The sequence below is a fragment of the Arthrobacter sp. P4_F10 genome, from assembly GCF_056401435.1.
Window position 1 is genome coordinate 63,154 of sequence record NZ_JBFUJJ010000010.1, and the last position, 15,917, is coordinate 79,070.

General features: G+C 66.7%; 13 protein-coding genes. 6 read left to right on the forward strand and 7 right to left on the reverse strand.

Annotated elements, in window-relative coordinates:
- Both AC1DR1_RS12795 and AC1DR1_RS12800 read right to left on the reverse strand, forming a co-directional pair.
- Complete coding sequence (locus AC1DR1_RS12795) at positions 1-783, reverse strand: phosphatase PAP2 family protein (protein WP_229994953.1); 783 nt, start codon at positions 781-783, stop codon at positions 1-3.
- A gap of 113 nt (positions 784-896) precedes the next feature.
- On the reverse strand, positions 897-1,454 hold the full coding sequence (locus tag AC1DR1_RS12800) for a dihydrofolate reductase family protein (RefSeq protein ID WP_229994954.1): 558 nt from the start codon (positions 1,452-1,454) through the stop codon (positions 897-899).
- Between the two features lie 217 nt (positions 1,455-1,671).
- On the opposite strand from AC1DR1_RS12800, the gene AC1DR1_RS12805 reads away from it, so the two are divergent.
- A complete protein-coding gene (locus tag AC1DR1_RS12805; protein ID WP_229994955.1) occupies positions 1,672-2,769 on the forward strand; it encodes a serine hydrolase in 1,098 nt (365 codons plus the stop codon).
- Between the two features lie 51 nt (positions 2,770-2,820).
- On the opposite strand, the gene AC1DR1_RS12810 is transcribed toward AC1DR1_RS12805, so the two are convergent.
- From AC1DR1_RS12810 to AC1DR1_RS12820, 3 genes are read right to left on the reverse strand one after another with little or no spacing between them, the layout of a single operon-like run.
- Positions 2,821-5,976, reverse strand: coding sequence for an efflux RND transporter permease subunit (locus AC1DR1_RS12810; RefSeq protein ID WP_229994956.1), 3,156 nt, complete (start codon positions 5,974-5,976; stop codon positions 2,821-2,823).
- A gap of 1 nt (position 5,977) precedes the next feature.
- Positions 5,978-6,445, reverse strand: a complete 468-nt coding sequence (locus AC1DR1_RS12815) for an efflux RND transporter periplasmic adaptor subunit (RefSeq protein WP_229994957.1) — start codon at positions 6,443-6,445, stop codon at positions 5,978-5,980.
- Entirely contained in the window at positions 6,442-9,657 is a 3,216-nt protein-coding gene (locus tag AC1DR1_RS12820) for an efflux RND transporter permease subunit (protein ID WP_476992681.1), read from the reverse strand. The genes AC1DR1_RS12815 and AC1DR1_RS12820 overlap by 4 nt, the downstream gene beginning before the upstream one ends.
- A gap of 292 nt (positions 9,658-9,949) precedes the next feature.
- On the opposite strand from AC1DR1_RS12820, the gene AC1DR1_RS12825 reads away from it, so the two are divergent.
- On the forward strand, positions 9,950-10,144 hold the full coding sequence (locus AC1DR1_RS12825) for a DUF1918 domain-containing protein (protein ID WP_091563932.1): 195 nt from the start codon (positions 9,950-9,952) through the stop codon (positions 10,142-10,144).
- A 24-nt stretch (positions 10,145-10,168) separates the two neighbouring features.
- Here AC1DR1_RS12825 and AC1DR1_RS12830 read toward each other — a convergent pair whose 3' ends face one another.
- Entirely contained in the window at positions 10,169-11,623 is a 1,455-nt protein-coding gene (locus tag AC1DR1_RS12830) for a DUF5129 domain-containing protein (RefSeq protein WP_476992682.1), read from the reverse strand.
- Between the two features lie 103 nt (positions 11,624-11,726).
- Here AC1DR1_RS12830 and AC1DR1_RS12835 point away from each other — a divergent pair, with 103 nt between their 5' ends.
- The 4 genes from AC1DR1_RS12835 to AC1DR1_RS12850 all read left to right on the forward strand — a co-directional run bounded on the left by AC1DR1_RS12835 (position 11,727) and on the right by AC1DR1_RS12850 (position 14,744).
- Positions 11,727-12,269, forward strand: coding sequence for an LpqB family beta-propeller domain-containing protein (locus tag AC1DR1_RS12835; RefSeq protein WP_229994960.1), 543 nt, complete (start codon positions 11,727-11,729; stop codon positions 12,267-12,269).
- Positions 12,266-13,924, forward strand: a complete 1,659-nt coding sequence (locus AC1DR1_RS12840) for a DUF5671 domain-containing protein (RefSeq protein WP_476992683.1) — start codon at positions 12,266-12,268, stop codon at positions 13,922-13,924. The genes AC1DR1_RS12835 and AC1DR1_RS12840 overlap by 4 nt, the downstream gene beginning before the upstream one ends.
- Before the next feature lie 105 nt (positions 13,925-14,029).
- The gene (locus tag AC1DR1_RS12845) at positions 14,030-14,227 is read left to right on the forward strand and encodes a YegP family protein (RefSeq protein ID WP_229994962.1); all 198 of its coding nucleotides are present in this window, start codon (positions 14,030-14,032) and stop codon (positions 14,225-14,227) included.
- Positions 14,228-14,276: 49 nt separating this feature from the next.
- Complete coding sequence (locus AC1DR1_RS12850) at positions 14,277-14,744, forward strand: SRPBCC family protein (protein ID WP_229994963.1); 468 nt, start codon at positions 14,277-14,279, stop codon at positions 14,742-14,744.
- 66 nt (positions 14,745-14,810) lie between these two features.
- On the opposite strand, the gene AC1DR1_RS12855 is transcribed toward AC1DR1_RS12850, so the two are convergent.
- Positions 14,811-15,851 carry an isopenicillin N synthase family dioxygenase gene (locus AC1DR1_RS12855; RefSeq protein WP_229994964.1) on the reverse strand — a complete coding sequence of 347 codons (1,041 nt, stop codon included), beginning with the start codon at positions 15,849-15,851 and terminating at the stop codon, positions 14,811-14,813.
- Positions 15,852-15,917 lie beyond the last annotated feature (66 nt).

The window sequence follows — 15,917 nt, forward strand, 5'->3', positions numbered from 1 at the left end:
TCAATTCCTCTCAGGACCCAGTGACCGGGTGACGGACGGGGCACGAAGCCGGCCGGCCATCCGCGGCGCAACCACGTTCCACAACCCCGCAAGCATGACCACCGCTGCGCTCGCGGCCAGGAACGAAGCCGCGACATCCGTGGGGTAGTGGACGCCGATATACAGCCGCGACCAGGCAACGACGAGCGCCATTGCCGCCGCCCCAACGGCGGTGACCTTGGCCCAGCGGGTTCCGCGGGCCAGGAAGTACACGGCGAATCCGAGTGCCACCGCAAAGGACACGTGGCCGCTCGGGAAACTGTTGGAGCCGGTTTCCGGAGCCAGGGGATCGAACAGCAGGGCGGGGCTGGGCCGCTGCCGGGCCACGACGATCTTGAAGAATTCACTCGCCACCCACCCGGACGAAGCCACGAGGCCGAAGGCCACGGCCTTGACCAGTCCGCCCCGGAACAGCCAGATGTAGAGTGCTGCGGCGCCGATCAGAGCGAGACCCGCCACCGGTCCAAACACGACGTTGAGTGCCATCGCGACGGCGGTCAGGGCGGCGGCGTGATGCTGGCTGAGGTCCTGGTCGACACCAAGCTCGGCGGCGCTAAAGCCCGGCGTCAGCTGCGCCGCCAGGCCCAGTGCCACGACGGCGGCGGACAGCAGGACGCCCAGCAACACCCAGTGGCGGACCTGGGGGAGGACCCACAGCCGCAGCCCTGCGACAGGACGGACGGCAGCAGTGCGGCGCTGTGCTGCATCGTGTTCAACGCTTTTGACAGGGACGGGTCCAGTCATGGGATCCTCCGGCTCGGGACAACGGGCGCCCGAAAAGGCGCCGACTCCCACACTTCCGCCAGGCGTTTAAGAAACGCTTAAGAAAGTGCCGCGGGGGCGTGCCACAGCGCCGGCTACGCGGCGTAGCGGAGCAGCGCCACCCCGTTGCCAAAGGTGTGCGTCTCCAACAGCCGGAGCTGGGCTCTGCTGTCGGCGTCCTTGAACATGGGTCGTCCGCGTCCGATCAGTACCGGATGGACGTACACCCAGTATTCGTCGATCAGCCCGAGCCGCCGGAAAGTGTCGGCGAGTTCCGCCCCGCCGAGGGCCATGTCTCCGCCCGGCTGCGACTTCAGTGCCAAGACTTCTTCCGCCACGACCTCCCGAATCACAGCAGCGTTCCGGCCGGCCGTTGTTAGTGTCCGGGAGTAGACGAGCTTGGGCAGGTTCCGCCAGATTTGGGCGAAATCGGCCATCACGGGACTGACATCGGGGTCCTGGTCCGCCGTCGGCCAAAACCCTTCCATCAGCTCGTATGTGACCCTGCCTTCCAGGAAGGCGCCCATGGGGGCGAGCTTTTCGTTCATGTGGCGGTGCAACTCTTCGTCCACCATGTGCCAGCTGATGTCGCGGTCCAGTCCCTCGAAGAATCCGTCGAGGGACACTTGCATGACCATGATGATTTTTCGCATCACCGCTCCTCGGTTTCATCAGAGTACGCCGCGCTTGTCTCCAGCGTACGCCCCGGCGTTGGGTGGCTGACCGAGCCTGTCCGGTGGCCTTGCCCTTGCGCGGGGAGCCTCGAGCGGGAAGAATGCAGGGACTCTATGGCCCCACCGCGGTCAGTCACCTTCGGGGGAAGAACGATGCCTGCGAACGATTTCGAACAATTGCCCGGGGCCGGTCCGGATGACTGAGCCGCCGCCGCGCCACTACCGCTCCGGCGCGCACCGGGCCGACGGCGGATCCCAGCTCCGGCCGCGGCCCCTCGCCAAGCGTGAGGGAAAGATCCGGCCGCAGTATCTGACTGCGGCCGCCGTCGCACTGGCCCTTGTGGCTGCCGGTGGCGTCTACGCGGGCGTCCGGGCAGGGATCCCGGCTGATCCGCCAGCCGCTGCGGCGACCACGTCGGGCACCGCCGCCGCACCCTCGCCGCTGGCCGCCCAGGCCTCAGGGCCAGCCGCCGACGCCAGCCGGACAGCTGCGGCATCCGATCTGCCCGCCGCTGCGTCACCCGTGGCGGGCCCCGTTCCCGCGGCCGTCGCCGAAGCGGCGGCCGCAGGGAAGCCCGCAGAAGTCCCCGCCGTCGCTGTCCCGGCCATCAGCCCCGAACTGGACAGCCAGATCAACGCGATCATCGCGGCCAACAGCAATTACGCGCTGGGGGTGTCGTTGATTGATCTGTCCGACGGCGTGGTCCACGGCTACGGAGCCCAGGGCAAGTTTGTTGCCGCCAGTACGGCCAAGATCCTTGCCGCATCGGCGTATTACCACCTCGTGGAGACCGGGCGCGCCTCGCTGACAGCACCGATGGGCGCCTCGACGGCCGGGGCCCAGATCCGCCAGATGGTCCAGCAGAGCAACAACGATTCATGGGCCCTGATCCTGCGGGCGGTCGGTCAGCGGGGCATCACGGACTACGCCGCCTCGATCGGGATCACGTACGACCGAACGGTGAACCTGCTGACTCCCGCGGAGATGGCCCGGACCCTCCAGCTGCTCTACACGGGACAGCTGCTCAATGCGCGCAATACCGCCCAGCTCTTGTCCTACATGCAGAACACCAACTTCGAGACGCTGATCCCGCCCGCGGTCCCGCCGGGGATAGGGATTCACCACAAGTACGGGCTGCTGTTCGGAAACCTGCATGATGCCAGTGTCCTTGACAAGGACGGCCGGGCCTTCGTGTTCGTCGTGTACACCCGCGGCCTGAACTACTCGGACATGGGTCCCCGGACCCGGATCATTCAGCAGCTCACCCGGACCGTGACCGCCGCGTTGTTCTGATTGATGGAGTTCTGATTGATGGGGTTCTGACGGATGGGGTTCTGACGGCGGTCAGACGGTGACCGGCCCGGCGGCAGCCCGTTCCCGCTCGTGTGTCTTCCTGGATTTGGCGAACCGGAGGTACAACGAGGGCACGATGAACAGATTGAGCAGGGTGGAGGTGATCAGGCCGCCCAGAATCACAACGGCCATGGGGTGTTCGATTTCATGGCCGGGGATGTTGCCCATGACAACCAGGGGAACCAGGGCCAGGCCGGTGGCCAGCGTGGTCATGAGAATCGGCGACAGCCGCTCCGCCGCCCCGCGCAGCACCAGTGCGCGGCCGAAGGTTTCGCCTTCATAGGTTTCCAGGTGCTGGCAGTGGTTGATCAGCAGGATGCCATTGCGCGCAGCGATCCCCATCACGGTGAGGAAGCCAACGAGGGACCCGAGGGACAGGACTCCGCCGGTCATATAGGCGGCTATGACCCCGCCCACCAGGGCTACGGGAAGCGTCAGCAGCGACAGGACCGCCAGCCGCCAGCTCCGGAAGGACGCCTGAAGCAGCAGAAGAATCAGGACAAGTGCCGCGGCGGAGTAGATCATCAGCCGGTTCGTCGCCGCCTCACGCTCGGTGTATTCGCCCAGCAGCTGCACGCTGTAGCCGGTCGGCAGATCCAGGTTCTCCAGCCGCGACTTCAGCTCACTGGCCACGGTTCCCAAGTCTGCTCCCTGGGCCAGGAAGGATCCCACCTCCACGCGGCGGGAACCGTTCGTGCGGTCGATCTGGTTCGGCGTCGCCTGCATGCTCACGTCCGCGACGTCGGCGAGCCGTACCCGCCGGCCGCTCGGCGTGTCGATGGGCAGGTCCTCGATGCTGGTGACGGACGAGCGGGTGGCCGGGGTGCTCCAGACCTGGACGTCGTAGGCCCGGCCGTCCCGGAAGACGTCGCCGACTTCCTCGCCTGCCACGAGCGTCGCGGCCGCACGCCGGACATCTCCCGGTTTGAGGCCGTACTTCTGCGCCGCTGCCAGGTTAACCGTGACCGCGATCTGGGGGACTTCCACCTCGAGGGAGACATGCGGGTTCTGGGTGCCCTGGATCGAGTCCATGATTGCCTTGACCCGTTGCGCCTGTTCCCGGAGCACGTTGAGATCGTCTCCGTAGACCCGGACCAGGATGGGCTCGCTGGCGCCGGTGATGACCTCTTCAATCCGCTCCTTCAGATAGGTCTGGACGTCACGGTGCAGCCCCGGGTAGCCCTTGACCACTTCCTCCACGGCGGCCACCGTCTCGTCGTAGTTGGCGTGGCGGTCGATGCTGATCCAGTGTTCGCCGGCGTTGACACCGACGATCTCGTCCGCGGCGAATGCCTGCCCGATGTGCGTGCCGCAATTCAGGACGCCGGGGACCTTCAGGAATTCCTCACAGCCGCGCTGGGAGATCCTGAACTCTTCCGCGGCAGAGGTTCCCGGTTCCGAGATCCAGTGCATCAGGAAGTCCCTTTCCTTGAACGTGGGGAACAGGGACGAGCCCATCAGGGGAGCGAGGATCAGGCCCACCACCGCCAGCACGCCAAAGCCTGCGTAGCCGAACCGGGGCCGGTTCATGGTCTTGGACAAGGCCGCGTGATAGCCGCGTTTGAGCACCCGGACCAGCGGCGCGTCGCGTTCTTCCAGTTTGGCGTTGCCCAGCAGAATCAGGGCAAGGGCCGGCGTCACGGTCAGCGCCACGAGCATGGAGGCAAGGACAGCCAGGGTGTAGGAGACGGCCAGCGGCCGGAAGAAGACCCCGGTCAGCCCGTCCAGGAAGAAGATCGGCACGGCGGCGACCACAATGATCAGGGTCGCGTAGACGATCGGGCTCCGCATCTCCAGGGAGGCTTTCAAGACCACCGATGCCGCAGATTCGTCACTGCCAGCTTCGTCACTGCCCTTGGCGCGTCGCTGCCGGAGCCGGCGCATGATGTTTTCGACGTCGATGATCGCGTCATCCACCACGACGCCCACGGCAATGACCAGCCCCGCCAGGACCATCGTGTTGATCGCACTGGACGTGAAATAGAGCACCAGTGCGGCGGTGAGCAGGGACAACGGAATGGCGACGATGCTGATCAGGGCCGTGCGCCACTGGAAGAGGAACGCGACGAGGATCATGACGACCAGCAAACAGCCCAGCAGCAGCGCAATGCTGAGGTTGGAGATCGCCTCCTCAACGAAGCTGGCGGGCCGGAAGATCGTGGTGTCGAAGTTGATGCCGCTCAGGCCAGGCTGCAGTTCGTGGAGGGCTTCCTCCACGCCCTTGGTCACGTCCAGTGTGTTGCCCCACGGCAGCTTCTCGACGATCAGCATGAGCCCGTGCCCGTTGTTGATCACGGCGTCACCGATGAGCGGCTGATGGTCCTCCACAACCTGGGCAACATCGCCCAGATGCAGCGCCACCCCGTCCTTTTCCCGGATGGTCACCTGGGCCAGGTCCGCGGGCGTCTGGATCGGCTGGACGTGGCGGATCCCCATTCTTTGGGTCGGGCTGTCAATGAAGCCACCCGTTCCGATAAACCGTCCGGGCGAGTATTTCAGCAGCCCGGCGTCGAGGGCGCCGGCGGTGACTTCCATGACCTGGTTGAGGGAGACGTTCTGGGCCTTGAGCTTGTCAGGTTCCACCTGGACCTGCAGCATCTGGAGCCGCTCGCCCCAGATGGCCACGTTGGCCACCCCGGGGACCCGCAGCAGCCGGGCCCGGATGGTCCAGTAGGACAGCATGGACATTTCGATGAGCGAATGCTCCGAGGATGTCATGCCGATCTTCATCACGCGGCTGGTCGCCGACAGCGGCTGGAGCATCACCGGCGGGGCCGCCCAGGTGGGCAGCGCCGCGGTCACCGAGGCCATCCGTTCCGATACGAGCTGGCGGGCGTTGAGCAGGTCAGTGCCCTGATGGAAGAGCAGCACGATCGAGGACAGCTGGGGCACGGACTTGGACCGGATCTCGTCCAGGCCGGGCATGCCGCTCACGGCGGCCTCGATCGGCACGCTGACGAGCTCTTCGACTTCCTGGGCGGTCAACCCGAGGCACGCGGTCTGGATTTCCACGCGTGGCGGGGCAAATTCCGGGAAGACATCCACGGACGCGGAGCCCAACTGCAGGGAACCGAGCAGCATCACGGCGCACGCGAGGGCGACAACAACCGTCTTGAAACGGAGGCTGATCCCGATGAGCCAGCGCATGTCACTCGGCCGTATCGAATTCGGTGCCGAGAAGTTCCTCGGCTCCTGTCGTGACCACCACGGTCCCCGCCGGCGGCCCGTCCGTCAGGACGGCAACCTCGCCGTTGATGCGCTGGACCGTGATGGATTGGCGGACGTAGACCCGGGGCTCAGGGTTGGTGTAGACCCACGCCTTGCCCGAGCTGTCGTACAGTATGGCCCCGTAGGGAACGGTGAGCTTCCCGGTCTGGGGATTCATGGCAATGACGGCCGTAGCGATCCCGACCCGTTCGATGGCGTGCTCGGTGAGGGTGAGCCGGTGAAGGTCCGTGCCGGGGACTTCAGCGATCGCCGCCGGTTCGCCTTCGGACGGTGCGGCCTCCGGCGCCTGGGCGCAACCTGTGGCGGCGAGCGCCGTGAACACCGTCACGAACACCGCAACGATGAACACCGCGGCCCTGTTGCCCCGCGGCGAAAGTGTGGAGTTCATGACGCATCCTGGCTTTCAGTCGATGCAGCGGTGCCCTGGCCGGTCCGCGCGCTGGGTGCTGGCTTCGGCTCGAACCGAAGCAGCACGGCGGGCACAACAAACAGGGTGAAGAAGGTTGTTGTCAGCAGGCCGCCCCAAATGATCACGGCGAGCGGAAGAATGATCTCCGTACCTACGACGCCGCCCAGAAGGACCAGGGGCAGCAGCGCCAGGGCTGTTATCACGGTCGACATCAGGACAGGTCCCAGCCTCTCCCTGGTTCCGCGGACCACCAGCGCAGGCCAGGGCGCCGAAGCGTCTCTGGCCCGGAGGCTCCGGACCTGGCCCGTCAGCAGGAGGGCGCCGCGGACGGCTATTCCCAGCACTGCGGCGAAGGCGACCAGGGCCACCAGCGAGTTGACCCCGCCCGTGGCCTGGGCGGCCAGCACACCGCCGGACAATGCCAGGATCAGACCCAGGAAGAGCGGGGCGGCGAGCCGCCAGCTCCCCGTCGCCGTCTGCAGCAGCACCAGGATGCCGGCCGCGGCAACCGCCGCGAGCAGCCAGAGCCACTGGTAATTGCCTTGCTGCTGGGCGTATTGGGTGAGGATCTCGGCATGGTAGGAAATCGGGAACTGCATCTGCTGCAGGGCCGTGTTGATGTCTGCCTGGATGTCGCCCAGCGGACGGCCTTGGATCTCGGCCTTCACATCGATGCGCCGCGAGGTGTCGTCGTGCAGGATCACGGACTCGTTCCCGACCATGGTCACCTGCGCGACGTCGCCGAGGCGGGCGTGGCCGCCGTTGGGGGTGTCAATGATCAGGTTGCGGACGCTGTCAAGGCTGCTGCGGGTGGCCGCATTCCCCTTCACGATGACCGAGAAGACCTTCTGCTGTTCGTAGAGGTTGCCGACTTCAATGCCCTGCAAAAGTGCGGCAGCCGCCCGCCGTACATCACCGGGGACGACGCCGGCCTTCTGGGCCGCAGCCAGGTCCACTTTGACCTCGGCGATCGGCTGTTCGGCGGGCAGGTCGATGTGGGGATTGACCACACCGGCCGTGTGCTCAAGAATCTGCTGCACCTCCGCGGCCTTCTGCCGCAGAATCGCCGGGTCCAGGCCGAAGACGCGGACGGCAAAGCCGCTGTCCGCTTCTTCCCGGATCTGGTCGATGCGTTCCTGCGGGTAGGTGGAGACCTTGCTGGTCAGGCCGGCATAGCCGGTGATCACGCGGTCGACGGCGGCGGCCGTGTCGGCGTAGGACGCGTCGGGGGCCACGGTCACCCACAGCTCGCCGGAGCTGACGTCACCGACCTGATCCGAGGTGATGGCACGCCCGACGTGTCCTCCGACGTTGGCCACGCCTTGCACGGTGCGCAGTTCCACGGCCGCCGCCTCGGTGATCCGGCTCATTTCCTGGTCCGACGTGCCGGCTATAGCGCTCCAGTGAACTACAAGGGTCTTGTCCGCGAGCACCGGCACCACGGGACGTGTCCCGGCCAGCTGGGGTGCGAGTGCCAGTCCGGCCAGCGCGACCACCGCCGCGGCGGCGAATACCCACCGCGTCTTTCGCGTCAGGCGCGTCACGGTCCGGCCGTACCGGCCTTGCAGCCGCGCCAGGGAACGGCGTTCCGGCGCCTTGGAGCCGACCGGAAGGACGAACGCGAGTGCCGCCGTGACCGTGAGTGCCACGATCATCGAGACGACCAGGGCGAGCAGATAGCTCTGGACCAGTGGTCCGAACAGGGCACCGTTCTCACCCCCAATAAAGAGCGCAGGCATGACGGCCAGCGCCATGATCAGCAGCGAGTAGAGGATCGGCGTGCGGACTGCCCGCAGGGCCCCCGGGATCACTGAGTCGCGTCGTTGCTGGTCCTGTGCCTGTGCCTGTGCCTGTGCCTGTGCCGGGGCGGCCTGCGATCCGCTGTCGCCGGAGGCGAGGACTGCCCTGGCCGCGGCGCTGCGTGCCCGCGCTATGCCGTTCAGGTCTTCCGCAACGTCGCCTACCATGACGGCCACGGCCAGCACCATGCCGGCCAGGACCATGGTGTTCATCCCGGTGCCGCGCAGATCGAGCACCAGCGCCGCAGCGGTCAGCGACACGGGAATCGTGATCAGGCTGATCAGGGCCGTGCGCCAGGAACGGAAGAAGGCGCCAAACAGGGCAACGATCAGCAGCAGCGCGATCAGCGCAGCGATACCGAGCGTCCCGACCTCTTCGTCGATAAAGGAGGCCTGGCGGTACACGCTGGTATCAACCGTGACTCCGGGCAAGCCGGGCTGGAGCTCGCGGAGGACCTCGTCAACGCCGCGGGTCACGTCCATCGTGTTGGTCTCCGGGAACTTCTCGATCACCAGCAGCAATTCGGCTTCATTGCTGAGCAGGGCGTCGCCGATCAGGGGCTGGTGGTCGGTTGACACCGTGGCCACGTCCTTGAGCAGGAGATTGCCGGGTCCCTGAAGGGGCACCTGGCCCAAGTCCTCCGGCGTGGTGATCGGCAGAACATGCTGGACGCCGATCCGTTGGTGGCCCGTCTCAAAGAAGCCGCCGGTGCCAGGCGTGGATGCCTCCAGGTAGCTCAAGGGCGACACCCACACTGAGTTGCCGGTGGTCTTGATGACTTCGTCCAGCGTGACGCCCTTGGCCTCGAGCTGCGCAGGATCCACCAGGACTTGAAGCTGCTGGTCGCGCTGGCCCCAGATCGCCACGTTCGCGACGCCGGGCACGGCCAGGAGCCCCGGCTTCATGGTCCAGCGGGCCAGGACGGACATGTCGATGGCCGACATGGCCTTAGACGTCAGCCGGATCATCATGACCCGGCTGGTCGAGGACAGCGGCTGCATGAGCACAGGCGCTRCCGAAACGTTGGGCAGTGCGCGCGCCTGGGTCAGCCGCTCCGAGACCAGCTGACGCGCGCGGAAGAGGTCTGTCCCCGGCTTGAAGACCATCTGAATCGAGGACAGGCCGGGCACGGATTTGGACCGGATTGCCTCAACCCAGGCCACCCCGTTCAGCAGGTCGGCCTCCATGGGGGAGGTGATGAGTTGCTCAACCTCGGCGGCCGAGAGTCCCAGGGCTTCAGTCTGAATCTCTACCTGCGGCGGGGCGAATTCCGGGAAGGTGTCCACGGACATGCTCGGCAGGGTGGTGAGCCCGAGGGCAAGGATTCCTGCCGCAGCGGCGAGGACCAGGAGCCGGAACTGGAGGGTCCAGCGCACGATTGCACTCATCATGGCCGGCACCCCGCAGGCCTCACAGTGATGCCGGGGCTTGCGGAGTTACGGCCCCGTCGGCGTCGCCGGTGGCGCGGGCCGGCGGGCCCGGCCAGCGGGGGGAGCGGGTGGCGCCGTCCGGCCGCGGAACCGATCTCCGGGAAGAGGGTGCTGAATGCTTTTCCTGCTTCACAAAATGCCTGATTGATGCTCACGGCGCGGCTCCTCAATCCAATGCCTAGCGCCCTCCAGCCGACAAGAGCCATAATGATCTTCGGGCACACAGGCGTCAATAGAGATACAGGTGATCGCCATGAAGGCAGTCGCAGGGGACCGCATCATCATCCGGGGGCACACGGTCGAGTCCACGGACCGGCACGGCCTGATCCTTGAGGTGAGGGGGGTCGATGGTGCGCCGCCGTACCTTGTCAGGTTCGACGACGGCCACGAGACGATCATGTTTCCCGGCGGTGATTTCGTCGTCGAACGGCCCGGGAGCGGGCCCTAGACGTATGGCCCTGGAAACTCGGCCCTAGAAACTCGACGAGCTCCCGGACCMGGAGAAGCTGCCGCCGCTGGACCCGTACCCGGTGGTGGTGCCACCGCCGCGCGCGCTGCTGACGCTGCTGACGCCGGTGGTGAAGCCGGTGTTGAAGCTCGGGACCGAGAAGAAGTAGTAGGACGGGTACACCGTTCCGAGGATGCTCGGCTCGTACGCGCGGCCATATCTGGCCTTGGTCCCCGCCTGCGCGCTGTCCATTTCCTGGCGCATAAGATCGGCTTCCTTGTCATTGCGGGCATAGGCGTCGATCAAGGTGTCTGCATGGTTCTTCAGGAGTTCCGAGAGGTGGGTCCGGGCGTCACGCAACCGGTCCAGCGCCGTCTCGGGTGTGATCGAGCCGTCCGCCAGTTCCGCCGACCAGCGCTCCATATCACTCCGGCTTTCATCGCGGAAGGACAGCAGGGCCGCCGCCGTCGCTGAAGTTCCCTCGGCGCTGCGCTGGCTAAGCAGGCTTTCCAGGCCGTCCAGGTCACTGCGGAACGGCGCGAGCTGGCGGTCCCAGGCGGCAGGCCAGGTTGAGCCCCGGTTGAGCAAGGCATTGGTATCGGCGATCACGTCGTCCAGCGCGTCCAGTTCTGCCGCGGCGTCGGCGTAGCTCCGGACCAGTTTGAGATTGGGCCGGCGGCTCAGGTCCCGGCTGCTGAAGGCATGTACCTGGTTGGAAAGTTCGGTGGCTGTGTTGTAGCGGTTCACGAACGTGCGGTGTTTCTCCAGCACCGTGCTCCCGTACCGCGACGACTCGGGAATGGTGCTGGCGTTGAGCTCGATGACCTGCAGGTCCATGCTGACGTTGGCGTAGCTGGCGTCGCCCCGGGCCAGGTCCTTCCGGCTGGACACCCGGGTCCGCCACCGCACGATCAGCCACGCTGCAGCCGCGCAGACTGCGGCCGCCACCGCCGCCCAGGCCGTGACGAGGAAAGCCGTGGAACGGTACCACGGCTGATTGATGAGTTCGGCGCCGCGGCGGATCCCGGCAATGGTGCCGTCGGTCCACTGCGCATCCCGGAGCAGTTCCTTGGAAGCGTTCTGGATGTCCTCGCGCTGTTCGGGCGAGACCTTCCGGTCCTCACCCATGTACGTCCCCACATGCCGGCCCACCGGATCGAGGGCGAAGATGAACAGCCCGTCGGCCCACTTCTGCCCGTCGGCGCTGATCCATTCGGGATGTTCGGTGCGGGCGAACCGCAGGACTTCCGCGTTCAGGTTGTCCGCGGCCGTGCCGTTGTACGTGTAGATCGCTACTTTGGTGGGCTCGTAAAAGTCGGTGGACTGTACTGCCGGCAGCAGCGTCTTTTGATCCAAAACGCCGGCGCGGTCTTCAACCACGACGGCGGTCGGCGTCACGGCGAGCGCCGCGGGGGCTCCGCCGAGAAGGCCGGCTATCAGCACAACCACACCGGCGAGGGCTTTGCGCAGGATTCCCATTTTCCGAGCGTAGTGGCTGGCTCCAGCGGCGTCGACGCAGACGCCGCTGAAAGGGGACGAAAGACATCATGACCGTGGCTGGCCCTGAGTCCATACTGGCGGCATGAGCCCGCAGCCAGAACGACTGCCTGAAGGTCCGCAGCCTGACGGGCCACAGCCGGAGGAATCCCGGCCGGAGGAAACTCTGGAACCTCGGCCCGTCCGGCCTGACCGGACCCTGCTGGCCATCTTGGTTGCGATCGCGGTGCTCGTGATGGTCGCGCTGACGGTTGTGCTCACCCGCGGGGAACCTGCGCCTCTGGCGGAGTCAACGCCGGCAGGGGTTGCGCAGCGTTATGCCGCCGCCGCCATTGCCGGGGATGAGGCGGCCGCCGCCGCGTACTTGACTCCCGCCGCGCGGAACAAATGCAGCGCCGAGGCACGCCCTGTGGCCCGGAATCTGCGCGTCACGCTGGTTTCCACCACCGAGCGGCCGGAATCCGCAGACGTCAGGGTGCTCATCACCGTGTCAGAGCCGGGCGGTCCCTTCGGCAGCGCCGAATATCAGGTCGAGGACGTCTTCGACCTCGTTCGGTCGGGGAACGGCTGGCTGATCGACACCGCACCCTGGCAGCTGAGCGTGTGCCCGGGCCAGGTGAAGCGATGAGCGCCCAACGGACCGTGCGTCGGCTGATCACCTACGCACTGCTGTTCGCGCTGGTGGTGACCGCCGCCGTCGGGCTTGGCGGACTGCTGGGCCGCCTTCTGGTGGCGGGGACGGAACTGGCCTCGGACGATGTCTCCGGGCTCGCGCGCTCGCTGGCTTTCGCCCTGATTGGCGGCCCGCTCGCGGCAATCTTGTGGTGGGCGGTGTGGCGGCGGCTCGAGGACCCGGAGGAGCGGTCCGCCGTCGGCTGGGGTCTATACGTGGCTGGCGCCTACCTGCTTGCCCTGCTCATTGCCTCCACCAACGTGCTAAACACGCTTTCCGCGCTGATCGGCGGGGATGGCCCGGGATGGCGGCTGTCCTTTGCCGCCTCCCTGGTGTGGGCTGCGGTCTGGGTCTGGCACCGGTGGATGTGGCGTCACCCCCGAAAGGGTCCGACAGCCCTGGCCGACGTCCCCACGGTGCTCGGCTCGGTGCTGGGGCTCGTGCTGGCCGTGGGCGGCGCCGTCTCAGCCTTGTCCACCCTGTTGGACGCCGCCCTGCGGGGTGCCGCGACTGAAGCATCGGTGGGCAAGCAGTGGTGGGTTTCGGCGCTGCAGTCCCTGGTCTGGGCTGTCGGCGGAACCGGTATCTGGTGGTGGCATTGGAAACACGACGGCGGGCGAAAGCTGCGGACCGGGCTGGCCGAGGTCGCGCTCATCACGGTCGGCGTGCTCGGTGCGGGCGTGCTCACCCTGGCCGGATCCGGCGTTGCGCTCTTCGTGGTCCTCCGGCTGTTGTTTGACCGTACCGAGCCGCTGGTGCTCCTGCTGGAGCCACTCGCGCCGGCCGTGGCCGCGGCTGCCATCGGCTCTCTCGTCTGGGTCTACCACGGCAACATCGCGCGCCGGCGGTCGGATGCCACCGTGCAGGGCGGCAGGCTGGTGACCTCCGGCGTAGCCCTCGTCGCGACAGCGTCCGGGATCGGCGTGATCGTCAACTCGGTCCTCGCCATGACGTCGACGCCGCTGGCCGGCGCTGGGGCGCGGACGCTGCTGCTCGCGGGAGTCAGCTCCCTCCTGGTGGGCGGACCGGTCTGGTGGCTCGCGTGGCGGCCACTGGAGCCGGTGGCTGTGGCCGGCGCCGGACTGAACGCACGGCGAATCTACTTGGTCGCCGTGTTCGGCCTGAGCGCCGTGGTGGCAGTGGTCACGCTCCTGGTGATCGGCCTCCGGTTGTTCGAGTTCTTCCTGAGCGATGTCAGCGGCGTAAGCCTCATCGAACAGATCCGCGCACCCCTGGGGCTTCTGGTCGCCACTGGGCTCGTGTTCGGATACCACTTTGCGGTGTGGCGGCAGGACCGAACTGTTCTTGCCGCTTCTGGCCTTGCCGCGGCCGGATCGGTGCGTCCGCGGACGATCCACCGCGTGATCCTCGTGGCGGGTTCCGATCCCGAGCCGTTGCGCCGTGTCATCGACGAGGTCACGGGGGCTGGTGTCACAGTCTGGAAGCGGGCCGACGGCCGTGCTGTTGGCGTTGCTGGCGGGGAGGAACGGAGGGCTGGCGGTACGCAGGAAGAGCAGCTGGCCGCCGCACTCGAAGGCGTGGCGGCTGGCAGGGTCCTCGTCGTTGCCGACCAGCACGGGGGCATCGACGTCATCCCGCTGCAGGGCTGACGGGCGGCCATCCGATGGACTCTGGTCAGCCCGTTGCGGCAGCGCTAGTCTGTTCCGTGCCGGCTCCCCGGCCGGTCACAGCGATGGAGAAATCAGGGATGCACGATGGCTGGCAAGTTTGAGGTTTACAAAGATAAGTCCGGCGGATTCCGGTTCCGGCTCAAGGCCTCCAACGGCGAGGTGATCGCCTCCTCGCAGAGCTACAAGACCAAGGCAAGCGCCATGGGCGGCGTCGAGTCCGTCAAGAAGAACGCCGCTTCCCCGGTCGTGGACCTTACGGAAGCGGCCGCCGAGGCGGGGTGACCCGCCTGTCCTGCGCCTAGTCGGGCCGGCCACCGCCTAGGATTGCGGCATGTCTACCTACGAAGTTACCCGCAGCGCAGTCATTCCCGCACCGGCCGAGGACATCTTTCCGCTGGTTAACAGCTTCCACGAATGGACCAAGTGGTCTCCGTGGGAGTCAGTTGACCCTGCCATGGAGCGGAACTACTCCGGCAGCGAATCCGGCGTCGGCGCCAAGTACGCCTGGAGCGGGAACCGCAAGGCAGGCGCCGGCACCATGGAAATTGTCGATACCGCCGAGCCGCGCAACATCAAGATCCGCCTGGAGTTCACCAAGCCCTTCAAGGCCGTCAATCCCACCACTTTCACGTTCGCCCCTTCCGGCAGCGGCACCCAGGTCACCTGGACCATGACCGGGGAGAACAAAGGCATCGGCAAGGTCTTCGCGCTGTTCATGAACATGGACAAGATGGTCGGCGCAGACTTCGAAAAGGGCCTCGCCTCGCTGGCTGGCGCCGTCGCCCAGCGAAAAGCCTGAGCCGGGACTCCGCCGGACCGCCACCTGACGGCCCGCAAATCCCGGTAACAGTGGGAATTGGGGCCGTCAGGGCTGCTCTGCGGTCCTGACAAGTTCGGGGTGATGAATCCGGGCGACCTCGGGGTGGGCCCGCAGCCAGCCTTTGAGCACGTTGGCGCCGTAGGACGCGAGCATCGGATTGTCCGGATCATCCGTGAGCCCCCGGGACCGGGCCGCGAGTGCGGGCGGAAGCGGCACCGGCTCAATGACGGCGTCGAGCCGGGGCGAGAAGAAGAAGGGGACCGTATAGCGGTCGACTCCGGGCGGGGGCGCCTCGACGCGGTGGATGGTGGCCGCCAGGTAGCCCTGGGTGGCGACTTCCAGCATTTCCCCGAGGTTGACCACCAAAGCCCCCGGAGTCGGCTGCACCGGAATCCAGCTGTCGCTGCCCGGCGGGAGCACCTGCAGGCCGCCGACCTGATCCTGGAGCAGCAAGGTGACGAAGCCGTAGTCCGCATGGGCGCCCACTCCCTGGGGTCCGGCATCCGCGACGACGCCGCCGACGTAGTGGACAAGTTTGGCCATCCAGGCCGGTGAGTCCCGGAACGGTTCGTCGAAGTAGCCTTCCGGCAGTTGCAGTGACACGGCAATGGCGCTGAGCAATTCTGCGCCAACGCGGGACATGCGGTCCGCCCAGGCCATGCATACGGTGCGCAGCTCGGGCAGCGCCCGGTCCGGCATCAGGTTTGGTCCCTGGACCAGCCAGTACGGCTGATCCGGCGGGTAGTTCTCGACGGCGGGGCGCTCGGGCCCGAAGTCGAGCTGCTCGCGGGCGTCCGGCCGCCCCTGGGTGATTTCATGGCCCAGCCGCGTGTAGCCGCGGAAATGGGGTGAGAGCCGGTTGTCGAGTTCGAGCCTTGACTCAAGCGGGAGCTCGAAGAACCGCCGCGTGACGTCGAAGAGTTCGTCCACCTCGGCGGCAGAGGCTCCGTAACCCGTCAACTGGAAGAAGCCCACCCGGTGCGTGGCGTCGCGCAGGGCATCAATAAACGCCGGGTCAAACGTGCCGTCCTGACCTCTGGCGGTGCTCAGGTCCAGGAGCGGAATGGAATCCGATGGTGCGCTCATGAGTGCAAACTACCACCACAGCATTCACTACTGAACGGTAGGCCAGCCCCGGGACCGGAAACGCCG

Coding starts and splice junctions, on each gene's coding strand:
- AC1DR1_RS12810 (WP_229994956.1), bottom strand. CDS start 5,976: ATGCGCTGGCTCATCGGGATCAGCCTCCGTTTCAAGACGGTTGTTGTC.
- AC1DR1_RS12800 (WP_229994954.1), bottom strand. CDS start 1,454: ATGCGAAAAATCATCATGGTCATGCAAGTGTCCCTCGACGGATTCTTC.
- AC1DR1_RS12855 (WP_229994964.1), bottom strand. CDS start 15,851: ATGAGCGCACCATCGGATTCCATTCCGCTCCTGGACCTGAGCACCGCC.
- AC1DR1_RS12840 (WP_476992683.1), top strand. CDS start 12,266: ATGAGCGCCCAACGGACCGTGCGTCGGCTGATCACCTACGCACTGCTG.
- AC1DR1_RS12845 (WP_229994962.1), top strand. CDS start 14,030: ATGGCTGGCAAGTTTGAGGTTTACAAAGATAAGTCCGGCGGATTCCGG.
- AC1DR1_RS12825 (WP_091563932.1), top strand. CDS start 9,950: ATGAAGGCAGTCGCAGGGGACCGCATCATCATCCGGGGGCACACGGTC.
- AC1DR1_RS12805 (WP_229994955.1), top strand. CDS start 1,672: ATGACTGAGCCGCCGCCGCGCCACTACCGCTCCGGCGCGCACCGGGCC.
- AC1DR1_RS12835 (WP_229994960.1), top strand. CDS start 11,727: ATGAGCCCGCAGCCAGAACGACTGCCTGAAGGTCCGCAGCCTGACGGG.
- AC1DR1_RS12850 (WP_229994963.1), top strand. CDS start 14,277: ATGTCTACCTACGAAGTTACCCGCAGCGCAGTCATTCCCGCACCGGCC.
- AC1DR1_RS12795 (WP_229994953.1), bottom strand. CDS start 783: ATGACTGGACCCGTCCCTGTCAAAAGCGTTGAACACGATGCAGCACAG.
- AC1DR1_RS12815 (WP_229994957.1), bottom strand. CDS start 6,445: ATGAACTCCACACTTTCGCCGCGGGGCAACAGGGCCGCGGTGTTCATC.